Origin of the sequence: Kutzneria buriramensis (assembly GCF_003387475.1) — a bacterium.
GTDB classification, from domain to species: Bacteria; Actinomycetota; Actinomycetes; order Mycobacteriales; family Pseudonocardiaceae; genus Kutzneria; species Kutzneria buriramensis.
Window position 1 is genome coordinate 26,450 of record NZ_QUNO01000023.1, and the last position, 16,602, is coordinate 43,051.

Here is a 16,602-nt window from a genome sequence, read left to right on the forward strand (position 1 = left end):
TTCAACGCCAGTCGATCGACCGAGTCTTCATGTGGGACACATCACAGCCATGAGTATTTAAGCCGAAAGTGATCTTTTCCTGTATGTTGATCACTAGTGGTCGAGGTAGAGGACGCGCGCCAGTTGTCGCCTGCGGAGCGGGAGGTACTGCGGCTGCGGGTGGTCGCCGCGTTGGAGTCTGGGAAAGTCGAGGGCTACCGGCAGGCAGCGGCAGTGTTCGGAGTTGAGATGTTCAGGATGGTCCACCACCCGTCGGACCGGCCAGGGTCGGTGGTCAGGAGGCCGCCGGGCTTGATCGGCGACGCGGTGACCCGCCCAGTCTCGTCCGCCCGCCCCAGCAGCCCGTGCTCCGGGTCGGTCTAGGACACGGCGGCGCGCCAGGCCGGTTCGCGATCCCCTCCAGCACGGCAGCGGCTTCCGCGCCGTCGAAGCCCTGCCCGGCCAGCGCCACCTTCGCGACGGAGTGGACCTCGACGCGCACCCAGGTGTCCCAGTCTGTGACCGCGCCGACCGAACGGCGCTTGCGGACACAGGTCTCGCACGGTCCAGCCGCACCCGCAGCGCGCCCTCGACCCGCTCCAGCACGTCGGGTGAGGCTGTGTGCGCAGGTCTGGCGCCGCCGTGGTGACGGCCGGGCTGGTGGTGCTTTGTTAGGTGCTGTAAAGCCTATTGCAGACGGCGAGGGCGACCGCCGCAGCTGCGACAAGGCACCCGGCCATCGAGACCTGTGCTCAGCCCTGGAAGCCCTCCCCTGCGACTGCAACGGCGTGGTTCTGTTCCCGCCACGCCAGCGGTCTCCCATCGCCCGATCAGGTGGACCTGCTGTCATACATCCGCGAAGGTATTGCGATCAACAAATCGGGATGGAGAAGGCGTTCAAGGGTCCCAAGGTCATCCTGGACCGGATGGGCGTGTTCGATGTGCATCGGATCGCCGAGGCCGATCCGGAGGAGTTCGCCGCCCTGGTCTCCACGCCGCCAGCCATCCACCGGTTCCCGGGCTCGATGGCCAAGCGCTTGCAGGCCCTCGCCCAGTTCCTGGTCGAACACTATGACGGCAAGGTCGAGTCGATCTGGAAGCAGGGCAAGCCCGACGGCGCCGAGGTGCTCAAGCGCCTGACTAAGCTGCCCGGTTTCGGCGACCAGAAGGCCCGCATCTTCCTGGCTCTCCTAGGCAAGCAGATGGGTGTCCGTCCTGCCGGCTGGCGTGAGGCCGCGGGTGCCTACGGCGAGGAGGGCTCCCGTCGCAGCATCGCCGACGTCGTGGACGCCACGTCGCTCGGAGAGGTCCGGGCATTCAAGAAGGCGGCGAAGGCGGCGGTCAAGGCTTGAATCGCGGTACGGCGGAGCGGCACGTTGCAACCAACCTGCCGTCGAGCGAGTGCGCAGGTTCGTGCCCCGGCAGGATTCGAACCTGCGCACCCGCCTCCGGAGGGTGGCCTCCGTTACTGACACCTGCATCTACCTGCAACTTTACCCCCAGCTACAGCCTCCGAGGCCACCCCGACCACACCGGTAAACGCTGCTTCGCGTCACACGTGGTGTCACGAAAGGCTTGACCAGAACGTTATGGAAGGCATGCCCGCTCGGGCGTGTTGCGACGCATCGGCCACGCCGACTGCGGTTAGAACCAACAAGGCCCTTCCGGGGGGCGACTCTGACCATCATCGCTGTCGCGGACACTGGCCTGCCCAACGCTGCCACCGTTGACGGCGTTCGAGCCGGTCCGGCGAATACGTCATATTCGTCGGACCAGCCGCGACTCGGCACGAACCTACTCCGCCGTGGCAGGCTTGTTGCTCCGGGCGGCTTTCCAGGCGGCGGCGAACACTGGTTCCAGTACCCACCTGCCATCCTCTGGCCGCTCCTCGATTACATCAAGGTATCGCAACAAATCGGCCAGCCGGATGCCATGGCAGTCATATTCGTCGAACAGCTCGACCAGATCCTCCATAGTCATTGGTCCGTCGTACTCGATCATCTTGGCGAATGCGGCGTTCACGGCCGGGTTATTGGTGATGCCGACTTCCTCGACGAGCTTGATAGCGTACTTTCCACTGGCCACGCCAGCGGTGACGAGCTCGCACACCCGCCGGGCGCTGTGCCTGGATGCGGCAAGCTGTGCAGCCTCGTCAAGCAGGGTTGGCCAGCCCCCAGTTGCATCCATCAACAGCTTCTGGTCGGTGTCGCTGAAACGGGAGATCTTCTCATTCTCTGATGCCGCCCAGGACCGCAGCCCATCCGCAGACAGTCGACGCATCACAATGATCTGGTCGGTGAAGGAAGTGAGGTTAGGCGCGTCCAGGCAGGTGAGGAGGTCACTCCTGCTCGCATCCGCCAGCACTACGACGGATCTGGTGACCCCTGCCACCGGCATAAGGTCCAGTGCGTTCTGCAATGACGTGATTGCATTGTCCAGTCGGGTATTGGACAGCTCCGAGACAACGACCCGATGTCGACTGCCCTCCGTGCCGCCGGTCAGTTCCTTCTTGAAGGTCCCCGGACGTAGTGCTTTGTGAATGGTGAACCGGGCCCCGATCCGGTCGGCTTCCTCCTCCAGAAGCATCTGAACGCGGTTGATACCGCTTGCTGGGGTGCCTACGACGACCAGCAGTCGATTAGCTCGCTCGATCACCGTGGCCAGCTGTCGTTCCGTCAGCGGTGAGATTGATCCGTCCTTCAAGGTGCGACGCACGTGCTCAGCCGACAGTCGCGTGACCTTCTCTTTCCAGTTCTCCCTGCACAATTCATCCTCGATCGTCTCTCTGGTACCCAGGAGTCGGAGGACATTGCTGGAGCGCAACCGCCATCGGCCGTTCCTTTCCGACAGAACGCCCAGTCCACTCATCTCCGACAAGAGGGAGCGGAATTCGTCAGGGCCCCGGTGTGGAAATCCATCGGGCCACCACGCACGGCATTCGTCGCGCAACGTGTTCGTGTCGATAGTGTGGTCTGCCCCGTTGTCCAGCGCGTCGAGCGCGACGATCAAGGCAATCAGTTTGTAACGGGAGTCGAGTTCGAGAGTGAGCTGGACGGTTTCCCGCACTTTCTGTCGAACAGTATCCGACCCGATGACCCGCTCAAGGTCCTCGTCGCGGATGAGATAGTCGGGCCCGTCGATCCCGCGACGGCTTAGCGACTCTCGTACCAGGGCCTCCCCAACGAGTTGTAGCAGTTTGGGTTGGTAGTTGCAGTAGGCCAGTACCCGGTGTACGAGCTCGTCGGACTCGAACGTGATACCGAGGGTCTCCATCGGGGTGAACATCAGCCGGTACGCGGGGTCCGGCGACAGCGGGCCGATCACGATCGGATCGCCGAAATGTGCGCCGGCCAGAGGCTGGTTGGGGAGGTGTGCGAACCGCTGTACTTGGTGCAGGCCGGCGAAAACCGGCTTGAAGCGCCGATCGGTCGCGTTCATCAGATCGCGCAGTCGGGTCGTGTGCCGGAAGCTGGTTTCGGCGTCCGCGTCGAAGAACATGTCGCACTCGTCGAGCAGCAGTAACAACCGCCGGCTTGGGTTGGTGCCCAGCCACGAGGTGACCGCCCTCTCGACGAACTGGGCACTGTCCCGGGGACGGCCCTTCGATGGGACTATACCGCGCTGGTCGAGTTCGCCGGCAATCATGCTCCACAGGTCGTCTACCTGATCCGTCGATCCGAACCCGACCGGCAGTGATAGGTACACCGCCGCACGTTCAGGAACGGCCTCGAACTGGCGAGCCGCCGCCTTAAGTAAGGCCGATTTGCCGAGTTGTCGGCCGCCGTACAGGAGGCTGGTTCCGAAACTGTCGGTTACCTGTTGCAACTCGTGCTTGCGGCCAAAGAACATCTCACGTGGGACATTGCCGATTGCATGTGGATGATAGGGGTTAGTCGCCGCAAACGGCAGCAGAATCCGTTCGGTCGTGGGGAACTGGCCGCCACCGGTTGTTGCTAGATAGGCGATCGCCGCGTCGTCGAGCACCATGATCGACCGATCCGGCTGCTCGGCGCAGGCCTTCGCCAGCAGGTTGCGCTGGTCGTGGGTCATCGTGCCGAATAGCGCGATCAGGATGGGGTCTGTAGTCAGATCTTGCGCGACCCAGGTCAGCAAGGTCTGTGCATCCTGGACATCCCAGCACATCATGATCTTCAGCTTGTCGTCGGTGCGAGACCCGAACGCTGGCATGAGCGCTTGCGGCATCCGTTTGAACCCTGTCAGCTCGAACCACTTGCGGTTCGGGGCGTAGGTCAGCTTGTACGGCGGTCGCTCACCAGTGAACTCAATACCGGCCAGCCGTAGCGCCGAGGCGAACGCCGCCTTCAGCTTGCCGTGGCGCTGTTCCCGGATGGTCTTCATCTCCATCCACTCCCGCAGCCCGTCCGCGGCAGCGGACCGGGAGGCGTCGGACAGGTGGCCAAACTCCAGACCGTGCGCGGACGTACCCTCCCGCGCGGCCCGGACGACGTCGGCGTCCACGCCCGTCCTGAACGAGCTGACGACGGCCAGGAACGCCGCCCGGTGCCCAGACGTCTCGGCCGTCGGCGGTTCCTCGCCGGCGAGGGCGTTGAGGAGGTACTCCTCGGCTGTCGCGAGATCGCCGGTGTCGATGCACGACTTGACGGTTTCCGCCGCGTTGTCAGCCACCTGACCCGCGGCGGCGTTGAGCTCCTGCTGTGCCCGTGCCCACAACGCCGCCTTCGCTTGCTCGGCGTACCTGGGAAGGTTCTCGGCGATACCGGTGAGCTGGCCGCGCACGATGCCAAGGTCGGGTCTTTCGATCTGTGCGGCTTCCAGCTGTGCAATCACCTGCGCGTACTCGACGGGGCCGAGTTGCCCCAGCCGCGCCGCCTTGTTGACGCGGGACGAGATGTTCTGGCGTAGCGTGCGCAACTCCTGCCGAGATCTGGTGATGCACTGCTCCAGCCAGTCGGACATCTCATCGGCCCGTACCGGATCGGTTTCGGTCTGGGTGTCGGCGATGACGTCGACAATGGTGCGGGCAGCCACGTAGTCCTCATGCGCAAGCCGGTTCTCGAAGGCATCCATCCAGCTGGTGATGGCGGCAGTCGAGATGTGGTCGACAGTGATGTCGTCCATCGGGACGAGCTTGCCGTCCATACGCAGCGACGGACAGCGCAGCAGGTCCCGGTTGACGACCACAATTGGGTCCGGTTCAGTCCCACTCAGGCTCCGGCCGTCAAGCAGTTGGGCGCTGCGGGTGAGACTGGACAGGCACGCATGCGCGGACGCCGCCATCACCACATCCAGTTTTGTGTCCGCCACCGTCTTCAGTTCGGACTCCGCGGCGCCGAACTCCTGGCGGACTGCGGCACGCAGCTCGGCCAGGATCGAGGGAACAGGTACTCTGCCTTGCTCGGTACCTAATTCGGAGCGAACTGCGTCGACCCAGCTGCCAGCGACCTCAAGCGACTCCATCGCGTGGTCTAGTAAGCGGCGGCGGGCGGAGCCTTCGAGGGGCCGGCTGCCTGATCCGCGCAGCCTTTCGTCCTCGCTGCGTAGTTCTCTGGCGAGAAATTCCCGCTTGAGGAGCTTGCGAAGCTTTTCCGCGACATCGTCTACTTCTTCCCGCCGGTCGTTGGCGGCAACGTTGAGCAAGGAGCCAATCAGTCCGTCTGGTGACCACCAGCTGTCTACGAGCTGGTTGGCCCGGGCGAACCGGATTGTGCGGGGCTTGGTGCGTTCGCGGTATGCGTGCGCGGAGGCGGTTGCGATGTCGTTGTCGGCGCCGGCGATGGGTGCCAGGGCCTTGAGAGTATCGCTGTCGGACAGCACGCCCTGAGCGGAAGCCGTGCCGATGGTTCTGGTCAGCTGGCCGACTGCCTGCAGTTCATGCAGGTTGTTGGCTACGTCCTTGACGATCTCGCCGGCTGCGGGATCGGCGATCACCAAGGCGGCGCGGACGGTAGCGGCTAGCAGGGCAAGTTGCGCTGGACGGTTGCCGTCGAAGTGGTGGACGCGTAGCTCACCAATGGCGTTGCGTAACGCTATCGCGGTTGGGCCGGTTTCGCTGCGGACCGCCTCGGACAGGGTAAGCAGCCGCAGCGCCAGCGCTATGGTGTCCAGTCTGGCCACGGCTGCTGCGTGGTGTGCCAGGCCGTACTCTCCATTGCGTAACAACGAAGCGATCTGCTGGTTATTGCAGTGATCTTCGCCGTCGTTCCCGGGCTCGGCAGTGGCGTCGCCCGAGGTACGGCCGTTGGGGATGGTGTCCTGGCTGCTATCGATGGGCTTGTCGCGGGCGGCGGTTTGCTCTGCGACCTTGCCTTGTCCGGCGAGCTCCGGGGATTGTGCGTCTGGTTCGGCTACGGAGGCGGGAGCGGGCCGGACTTCGTCGCCCAAGATAGTCGAATGCGCTGTAGCCACGGGTTCCTCGGTAACCGGTTCGGGGTGTTCCGGTCTCAACGGTGTCTGACGGGTGCCCGCGAGCTGTGAATGGCCGTTCGGCATGGGAAACCCCTCCGCCACCGCCGTGCCGGGGGCCTTGGGGCGGGGCATGCGGTCCTCACCGGGTGAGCGGGGCGGAACGGTGAGCTGGCCTAAGAGCGCCACCGCCACAATCGGCGTTAACTCTGCGGGGAGGTGCTGGTGCGCGATGGAGTAGCACTCCATCGCGGTGGAGGAGTCACCGGCCGAAGCCGCGTCGATGAGTCGCAGCAGTGCGGTCAGCGCACTGACGTAGTTGCGCTGGGCTTCGTCCCAGGAATGCGCCCGCACCAGCGCCTGCGTGAGCTCACTGATCTTGCCGAGCACGTCGCGGGAAGACTCGGGCCCAGTGATGGTGCCCAAGCGCCCGAGTTGGTCGCGGGTAGATCTCTCGTCGGATGCAGCGGCGATCGCCGCGCCCAGCATCTCCAGCAGTATCCCGCAGTCCTCTGTGTCCGCGAACTCTGCTGCGGCTGTGTCGAGACCGAGCTGCGCGTTTGCTCCGCGGAGGAGCGGCTTTACGCGCTTGACGAGGGCGTAGAGTTCGTGAATCGGCTCGAGGTGCCTGCTCGCCGGCAACCGCTTGTTCTCAAGGTGCCGTGCGAACTTCTCCGCCTGTGTGCGGGCGGCGGCTACGGCGTGTTCGAGTTGCATGGCTGCGGCTGTGAGGTCGTCGAAGCTCACGACGACCTCGGCAACGACGTCGGATTCCTGGTGCTGGGTATCGAGATTGGCTGCAGCGGCGCCTGCGTGGGGAACAACCGACTCCACGCTGCTGCCGTCCGCATGCTCGTGTTCGTCGTGTTCGAGCCAGACCGCTTCCAGAGCCACGCACCCTGCGGCCACGTCGGTGACGATATCCGTGGGCCACGTCGGTAGTGCCAGGCCGGAACCCAGCCCGCACCGAAGGGCGGCAACCAGTTCCGGTGCGTCGTACCAGTGCGTGACAACCATGAGCCGGACCGCATTGATCTGCGACTGATCTTCCACTAGCGCCGTCTTCAGGGCCTCGTCGTCGCGGTCTTCCAACCATCGTTGCAACGCGACGGACAGACCCCGCAGCGCCGATGTGGAGAAGTAATGCACGCCCTTCATTCGCTGTTCGGGTGATAAGTTGCGAATACGGTGCAAGCCCATCGTGGCGGTAGCCGGTGCCGGCTTCCTCGCCGCTGGCACCTTGAGATCGCGGAGGAAGTTAGTCCGCCCGGGGTTGGGCATGCGCCACACCAGCTCGGTGAACTCCTCCGGGCCGATGACCTCGAGAGCATCGTTCACCGGATCACCGAGGCGTTCCAGCTGAGCGGCGAGTTCGGCTTCGGCCGTGTACAGCGCCGTGTCCGCCAGGCTGGCCGCTTCGGTAGCCAGACGGGTGAATCCCTCCGAGGTGTAGATCAGCGGCTGGTTCTGGTTGCGTGCGCGGCGGGAACGGCTGGACATCTGGGATGAACTCTCCTGTCGACGTTGTAGATCCGGCGAAGCATGGAGGTCGTGGATGCTGATCGGTCATGTCAGCTGGACCCAGTAGGGTCCCAGTTCGCTTCCCCGGGTGTGGCCCTTGACGAAGGTGTAGCCGTCCGGAAGTTCTGGGTTTGCCTTCCGGCCGCGCAGCTTCTGGATGTAGCAGGCGTACGCCTCTCTGGCTTCGTCGCTGGCGCACCATCCATCGGGAAGTGCTCGTAGGCGCGGTGGAACCCAGTGTTGTTTGATCCTGGCGCGCAGCGCATCCTGTCGTTGCCGCTCGGCATGCTGTTGTGCCTGGCGCAGGGCGGACTGGTTGGGACACCACGCGAAGGTGTCGGGCTCGTCGCCGCCGGGCTCGCAGATTAGTTTTCCGGCGTCGACTAGCCTTTCGCAGGTGTGGATGACCTGCCACAGCAGCAGGGGGTGCACTAGGTCGTCCCCGAACAGGGCAGCAAGCAGTTGGGGGCCAGTGAGCCGGCGGGCCCCGAACGGCCCGGTGGCACCATGGCGACGCAGCACGGTGATGATGAGTGCGCGCAGCGGGTCGATCGCTTGTCGGGGTGCGGGCACGTCTGTGCCCGCCGCACCGATGTCTGTCATGGTGCCTGGGTCGTCTCCGAGAAAGGTGGCCAGGATCCGCAGGTCGGCCGCCCACCGGTAATCCGCTCCGTACGTGAGCGGCTCGTCAAGCAGATTCGTGGTCACTGACAGCCGGCGGGCACCGTGCGCCAGCGCGACCATGACCTTGATGCCGGGGTAGAAGGACAGCGGCCAGGCGATGCCGGTCAGCATGTCCTGTGACCGCCCGGCCCGGTGCACCCGCTCGTCCTCGGCGAGATCGTCGCCGTCGTGGTGCAGTTCCACGATGAGATCGCCATCGGCCACCATCGCCTTGAAGCGTTCCGGAAGCGGGAGGGTGTCGTTGTTGAGGTGGATCGGGCGCAGCGCCACTGTGTAGGCGATCAGGTTGTCGGAGAAGTAGTCGACAACTACCATGCTGCTGTCGTCGTGCTGATCTTCGGAATCTGGCTTGCCGGCGCCCGGCGTCGGCTCAGGAAGTGTGCCGTGCCGTCCGAGCCCGAGCGGCTGAAGCGGATCAACAGCGCGCAGGTCCACCGAGACAGGCGCGGCTTGGGTCCGCCATACCCCGCCGCTTTGCCACACATCGTCGACACGGACATGGACGCCGTTCGGGAGCAGTCCATCCACTGCGGACGTAACAAGGTCGGCGACGGCGAGGTTGGCGTGTACGAGCGCCTCGGCCGCGCCAGTGAACTCGAGCGGGTCGGGGACGAACTCGTCGTCGGAGCCTGCTCGCTTCGCGGCGTCTACCGTGCTCGCCAGCAGTGGCCAGACTCCGGTATAGCGAGGGCTGGGAGTGGGCCGGGCAATGGTGTGGATTAGCTCGTCGAGATCCGCTTTGCCAAGAAGCCTGTTGTCGCGACACTGTTCTTGGTACCGGCTGGTTGGAGTCGCGTAACCCGCCCAGCGGCGCAGGTGTGGTGCTTGCCCCAGCAGCGCATCGATCGTGTCCAATGCAGCGCGCAGCGCTGCGGCTAGGGTGTCGTCGTCTGGCTCGGTGAGCAAGCTACCGAGTGGGCCGCACACCACGAGTGACCGGGCTGTCGTGAGCATGTACTCGGTGTATAAAGCGATGTCGTCGAGGCGACCACGTCGCGGTTTCGGATAGTAGACGCGGCCGGTCAGGTGCCCGTGGTCGTCGAGCACTCCCCGGCGCCGCAGCCGTTGCAGTTCGTTGCGGTCGCGTCGATTCAGGAAGCCACCGAATGCATGCGGGTCAATGATCATCCGTTCGGGGCGGCAACCGTGCTCGTCGAACGAGTCTCGCGCGCCGGACAGGCGTGGGGGTATCCATCCGTCGGTGTCGGCTTCGTCTGCGCCGAAGCGGGCGATCACCTCTGCCCACAGTAGGTGTTCACCACGCTCGATGCGCACGAACGTGCCGACCGGCAGCACGGTAAGTGGCTTGGCCGTTGTGGTCAGCGGCACGAAGAGTTCCGGATCGACGAATGCCGCCCGGTAACCGCCGTTCTCCAGATCGAATCCGAAGTGCAGTGCATTGAACGCTGTGGTGGTGTGCAGAGGGATGCGGCGGACTCGGGCCACCTGGTCCAGATAGGTGAGAATCCTGGCGCGATCGGTGTCGGAGATGGCGTCGATGCCGCGCAGCAGGGCACCAGTGAACAATGGTTCGTCGTGCAGCGGTTGCCACACTTGTGCTTCTGGCATGGTGGTCATGGGGTCGCTCCTGCCTGCGTTGCCATGACGCGAGCGCGGTCTCGGTCGACGTGCCGTTGCAGCCGCCAGACTCGCTCGCCGTCGGCCAGCGTCACCTCGCCAGCGCTACCCAGTCGGGCCAGCGCGTCCTCGACGTGCCTGAGTTTGATGCCGGGATCGACTCCTCGGAGCCGGTGGTAGAGCAGTTGCGGCCATAACGGCCGCAGACGTCCCAGCTTGCCGGAGAGAAACGCCTCATCACCGCGAAGAACCCGGTGCAGCATGCCGGCGGTCAGGCCGCGGTAGTTGTCCCACAGCAACGCGCGGACGTACCGTTCGACCGCCGCCTGATACACGATGCTGTCCCGGTTGGCGGATGGCCGCGGTCGTGGGGTGTTTAACGCCCGCAGCAGCGCAGGCTGCGGTGCGGTGTCGTCCACGGTCGACCAGCAGCTTGAGCAGCGGCACCCCGCAGTGCTACAGGTACCCTTCGGCGCAGACTGGCCAGGCTGGCCGAAGTATTCGGTGAACGCCGTATTGGCGCACTGGGTTGTGTCGCAGTACCAGTCGCGCAGTGCGTCTATCTCCGCGGCCAGCCTCGCCCGCTGTGTGTTCATCCGGGCGCCGAAGTCGGCGGGTAGCATGCTGGCCCCACCAAGCGGCCGTACGGACACGAGTGTCCGTGTGTTGCCAGCTTGTGAGACGTCGACCGTACCCAGGTCGTGCATAGTCGCCAGCAGCGCCCAGGTGCCGGCGGCGTCGACGGCATGATCGGCGTATCCGGGCACCTGGGCGGTGAGCTGTCGGTGGATCTCGACGACTTGGTGCCGGCCGGGACGGGTCGCGGCAAGCTGTTGGACGCTGGTGATGGCGGCGGCAAGGGCCTCGTCGTCGTAGCGGACCGGATCGTCGACCGGTGTTACGGTCACTGTCGCTGGGAAGTCTCCGCCGTCGTCCACGGTGCCGGCCGTGGCGAGTGTCGCCAGTGCCCGGATGACGGTCGTCCGGTACGTCGCCACCGTCTCCGTCTTGCGGGCGTCGTAAGCCGACAGGCGGCCTGCGGCGATCTCGTTACCGATGACGGTGTCGGCGACCAGGTCGGGATCGAGCACGCCGCTGCTGCGGGCGGCGGTCAGCACGGCGCTGCCGATGTGTCGCTGAGTCGGTTCGGGCAGGCCTTGGGACGCCATCCAGGCGACCGTCTGGAAGCCCCTGCGGGTGCCGAGCGCCAGGCCGTGGGACGGCTCGGTGATCGCGGCCGGTGCCTTCCCAACCTGGTCGCGCCCGGCCCGGCCGAGCTGCTGGTACAGCCCAGCAAGGTCGGTGGGTGGGGACACGGCGAAAACGCAGCGGATATCCCTGCGGTTGACGCCGAGCCCGAACGCACTGGTGGCCACGATCAGCAGTGGGGCGAACCCCTCCTCATCCTTGGCTGCGGCGTCGCGGAACTCGGTGAGCACCGAGGCTTTCTCGGCCTCAGGCATCCGGCCGTGGAACCTGCGCACCCGCTTGGTGCCACCCTCGCCGACAAATTCGCGCAGATGCGCGTACAAAGCGTCCACCTCGCGGACGGTGAGGCAGTAGAAGATGGCGTGGTCGTCACAGGCCGTCGTGACGGCCTCGGCCAGGCCAGCCACGGCATTAGGTCCGGCGGTGCGCATGAACCGTCGATAGATCGCTAGCTCCGGGCGCAATGGGTCTTCGAACACCGTAACCAGCGGTTCACCATCAGCTGCTTCGGCGGGCAGACCGAACAGCCCGCTGCGCAGCCCTTCTCGGACTCCGCGGTTTGCGGTGGCGGTGACCGCCGTGACCCGCAGCCCGTGTGAAGTCCGCAGCTCGCTCAAAAATGCGGCGGCCCGGCGGAAGCTGGGGCGGAAGTCGTCTCCCCACTGGACGAAGGTGTGTGCCTCGTCGATGGCGACGCGGCGCAGGTTGCCCTTCTCGGCTCCTTCCCGCAACAGTTGCTGAAAGCGACGGTTCGCCAAGCGTTCCGGAGAGATGTAGACAAGCCTGATGCCGTGGTCGCGGACTCCGGTGAGCTGCTCGGCGACTTCGGTCTTTCCGCGGCGGCTGTTGGACTCCGCCATCGGCCCGACCAGGGCTCGGACGGCGCCGCCGATGGTCGCGTTGAGTTCGAGGGCCTGGTCCGCCATGAGCGCGACCAGTGGTGACACCACCACGGTGACGCCGCTCAAGGCAAGTGCAGGCAACTGGAAGGTGTAGGACTTGCCGAATCCAGTCGGCAGCAGCGCAAGTACATCGGTGTCATCGGCGACGGCACGGATCACTTCTTCCTGCTGAGACCGCAACGTCATCGGCTCGTCGCGGGGCCTGAGGCATCTGGCGATCTGTGTGCAGCGTTCCACGAGCAGGTCGCCCAGCGACCCGTTCGCACGTGCCGCTGCCTCGACATCCGGCTCGATGCGCGCCTTGAGGATCTTGCGGGTGGCGGGCAGAAGCGTGTGCTCAGCGAGCGACTTAGGCGTGCACAGCTCGTTGGCACGCTCGTAAGTGATCTTTTTGCAGTCGGCGAGGAATCGCCAGATCCGTTCCCACCCCTCAGCCATCGTGGCCAGATTCCCGCCTGCCGCCTCGCCGGTATCCGGGTCGGCCACCAGCAGACCGGGGTCCAGCGACTCCAAGAACACTTTCCGATAGCTGCGTCGAAGCGCGGTCCGCCCGTCGAGTTTCCGGTCGCTGATGACGATGACGCCGCGGTGGCCGGCTGATCGAATAAGTCGGCCGACCGCTTGCCGCAGGTCCATCGCGGCCAAGGGCAGGTAATACAACTCGGTGGCGGCTCGGTCGGGGTTGGGGTCCCCACTGGACGCGGCACGGCGGGCGACGGCGGCGCGGCGAGCCGCGACCACTGGGTCAGCGAACGGTGCGAACGGGAGCTTGTTGATCCACACCAGCGACAGCCGGTCAGCGGGAAAGTCGACGCCCTGCCACATGCCACGGGTCGCGACGCAGAACCCGCCGGACTCCGTGAAGGCATGCGCAGCTCGCGCATTGCCCAGGATCGGGGAAACTGCGACAGGAACGTCGGGTGCGGTTGCCGGCAGTTCGGCCAGAAGGCTCTCGGCGATCGCAGACGCCGTGCGGGTGGCGGTGGTGAGCACCAGCGCGCCACCTGTGAACGCCTCTGCGTGCTGTCTGCCGGATCGGGGTGGGATCACCTCCCGGCGAACGACCTCTCGTGCATACCCGGCGAGTTGGTGGCCGACCGCACGGACCGCGCCGTCGCTCTGCTCAGCCCAGCTGGGAAAGTCGGTCAGGCAGATCAGACGAGCCTGCTTGGCGAGGTCGAACGGGCCGGCAAGGCAATGCGCATCAACGTCGGAACCAAGTGCAAGCCGGCTGCGGATGTAGTCCCATCGGCCCGAGACTTGCAAGGTTGCCGACACATAGAAGATGCGGGCGAAACGTGCCTTGGCTAGTCGCCACTGCCGGTCGTAGGCGAGCTCGATCGGCGCAGACGTCACTGTGAAGGCGTACTTGCGGGCTGAGACACTTAATCCATGTAGTTCAAGCTCGGTGGCGTACACCACCCGGTTCGACGCCACCTGCTGCGGATCACCATGTGGTAACCGGGGCTGGTAGCCATCCGTACTGTCCTCACCCAGTTGCTCCTCCAGCGGATCGACCGGGGCATCCTGCTCGTCGCCCTGGCCCTCGTCCGCAGGCTCTGGTATGTCCGACGGGCTGTCTGGCGTGTCGCGCAGGGCGAGGATCTCGTCGGCATCAGCGACAATCCGCCTGGCGGCCTCGCTCAGGCGGTCCACCTTGGTCGACAGCGACTCGGCCCGTTCGCGTTCCCACCACGAGGCGGTCCGCATCTCCGGTGATCCGAGGTAGCCGGACAGTTGGCGGTGAATCCGCCCGGCGATATCAGCGAGCCTGGTGAAGCGGAGCAGCAGGTGCCGTGCGGGCGCGCTGCCACCGAGTCCTCCGAACGGGCTCGCCAGGGTCGCGGCTCGGTGGCCCGGCTCGCCGCCGGCCGCGTCGAACACCGCCTGAGCCGCTTTGGGCATTACCTCGGTGTCAAGTGTGCGCTCCAGATCAGCGATCTGCTCACCGATCGTCGCAGGCGCCCTCCGCTCGGCGTCCCACCAACGGAGCAGTTCCGCCATGAGGTTTTCCAAGGAGCGGTAGTCGACGTTGGCGCTTGCAGCACCCGTGGCGGCGTGCTCCAGAGAGTGCGCCTCGTCGACGATGAGCAGTGTGTGGTCGGCAAACACGTCCGGATTGCTCAGCAGCAGCGCGTGGTTGGCGATTACCAGCCTGTGGTTTGCCAGCGCCTCGGCGACGGTGTCGGTCATCCGAGCCAGCGGCGAACCGGAGCGCCCACCGTAGTCACCGTATTCCTGGCTCAGCTCGGTCAACCATGGCCCGAGTACTGGACCAGCGATGACTTCTATGTATTCCGCCAGGAAGACAGGCAGATCGGCTGGGTCGACACTGCGCGCCGTCCAGCCCTGGTATGCCGATGTGGTGCTGGTGAGCCGACGAATCAGGTACACCAGCAGCTCGCGGTATTCGGGCCTGGCCGCGAATCGGTTGCGGTCTGAGCGTCTTCCGGCCCTGACGCCGGACGTGATCGCGTCGGTGACCGCAGCGACCAGCGACCGCATCGACAGTCGGTTGCGTCTGCCTTTGACCAGGTCGCAGGCGCTGCCGAGGCCGCTGATGGCAGACGCGAGCCGGGTGATGTCCGTTGCGAGCTGGGACTGTAGCTGTTTGGTGTACGTCGCCAATACCACACGCCGCGAGCGATCGACGGCCAACCAGTCGAGGGCAGCGGCGAGGACGGCGAAGCTCTTGCCGGTTCCGGTCGGCGCCTCACACAGCGCGTCCCGGCCAGCCGCCACTTGTTTGGTTAGCACCTCCGCCATGAGTTGCTGGGCAGGCCGGCGTTCAACCGCGTTGCGTGACGCAGCTTGAGCCAGCGCATGCGGGTCCGTACGGCCCCTATCGTCGAGCATGGGTTTCGGGATCGATAGCGCCACCGTGGTTGTACCTCCGCGGCGCGTGGGGTCGTGCAGTCCGTCGCCACTGAGCGCTGCGGCAAGCACTTGCGCGACGGCACCGTCGCCGGCCGCGGGCGGTCCCGGAGGCTGAGTAAGCAGAGACGCGACTAGATCCCAGCCAGGAGACCCAGTACCGATCCCCAACAGCAGATCCCGGAGTGGTTTATCCCAGCCACCAACGACTTCCGCGGCGCGGCGCAGCAGCCTGGCGGTCAGATCGGCATCATCGGCCGCGTCGTGCCAGTGCAATCCGGACCGGTCCGCGCCGACCTCTTCCGCGAGGTCAGCCAGCCGGTGCGACTGGGCCCAGGGCCAGACAGCGTACGCGAGGTAAAGTGCGTCCACGTGCCGAAGCCCACCGAGCGGAGGCTGGTCCGCTCGTGCGGCCAGGTCCTCGAGCATCGGGAAGTCGGCGCCGGTGCCGTTGTAGGCAACGAGGACGTCTGCCCCATCCAGGTAGGCGCGCAGGGCAAGCAGCACCTGTGCGGCGGGTGTCTTACCCGCGTCGTACCTCGTGCGGACCGAGGCGGACCTCAGCTCATCTTCCCACTCCTGGTCCGGCAGCATGACCCATGCATTGAATCGCGGAGCATCGTCCACCCAGGCTGTGTCGGCAGACAACCGAACCGCACCGACCTCGTAGATATGGCGTTCCTTGCCGGATCGTTGGACGCTTGGCCGGACGACTGCCTCGACGTCGACGACGACTGCGCGGGGAACCGGTAAGCTCTCAGGCGGCGATTCCTCGGTGCACGGCCGGATTGAAACAGGTCCGGCCAGTCGTAGCATTCCGTGGTCGTCTATGAGCAGCCCTGCGCTGATGGCGGCAGCTACGACCCTGTGTAGTCGTTGAACCGTGAGGCCGGGCCAGCGACTGCGCGCTCGCGCAAGCAGCTCTGAATCGTCGCATGGCCCCTGTTCAGCGATCAGCCGGGCGATCCGTTCCTTCTGAGTGTCCGTCATATTTATGGCTCACCCAACGACGATTGTTGAATGCCGCGGTCGCGCCGAGACCAAGGTCGTCGGCCAATCTGCAGGCAACCTCTGCTGCTGCGGTGGTGGCTGCGCTATGGCATCTGAGGGCCAGGTAACACGCGCGTCGCCCCCCATCCAGCCTGGTCAGGAATACAACTGCGACTCGTATCGCCGCCGGAGTGCGTCACGTTACGTCATCGGACTGATGTTACGGCCTGGACGTACGACTGGCGGCCCGGCGACCGTCGAATGCGGTATCGAACGCGTTCAGGGCCTGCTTCCACCGCATCAACCGCCGCAGCGACCGATCCAGGTCGGGGCCAGGCTCATCACCATCGTGTAGACACGCTTCAGGGCGGCAGCCACGTGGCGGTCGGCATGCCGACCATCACCCAGTAGCTCTGATGATGGGCGGAGAGTGCTGTGAACTGCTTCAAGATCGCAGTCCGGCAAAGATGCCTCGCAACTG

4 protein-coding genes are annotated in these 16,602 nt (G+C 65.4%); 1 reads left to right on the plus strand and 3 read right to left on the minus strand.

Annotated features, from left to right (window positions below):
- The first annotated feature begins 800 nt into the window (after positions 1-800).
- A complete protein-coding gene (locus BCF44_RS46725) occupies positions 801-1,331 on the plus strand; it encodes an HhH-GPD-type base excision DNA repair protein (RefSeq protein WP_379801285.1) in 531 nt (176 codons plus the stop codon).
- 442 nt (positions 1,332-1,773) lie between these two features.
- Here the strand turns inward: BCF44_RS46725 and BCF44_RS46730 are convergent, their stop codons facing one another.
- The 3 genes from BCF44_RS46730 to BCF44_RS46740 form a co-directional block, all read right to left on the minus strand.
- On the minus strand, positions 1,774-7,863 hold the full coding sequence (locus BCF44_RS46730) for a hypothetical protein (protein ID WP_116181020.1): 6,090 nt from the start codon (positions 7,861-7,863) through the stop codon (positions 1,774-1,776).
- 66 nt (positions 7,864-7,929) lie between these two features.
- Positions 7,930-10,146: a hypothetical protein gene (locus tag BCF44_RS46735; protein WP_211353559.1), complete on the minus strand. Its 2,217-nt coding sequence runs from the start codon at positions 10,144-10,146 to the stop codon at positions 7,930-7,932.
- Positions 10,143-16,121: a DEAD/DEAH box helicase gene (locus BCF44_RS46740; protein ID WP_211353560.1), complete on the minus strand. Its 5,979-nt coding sequence runs from the start codon at positions 16,119-16,121 to the stop codon at positions 10,143-10,145. The genes BCF44_RS46735 and BCF44_RS46740 overlap by 4 nt, the downstream gene beginning before the upstream one ends.
- Positions 16,122-16,602 lie beyond the last annotated feature (481 nt).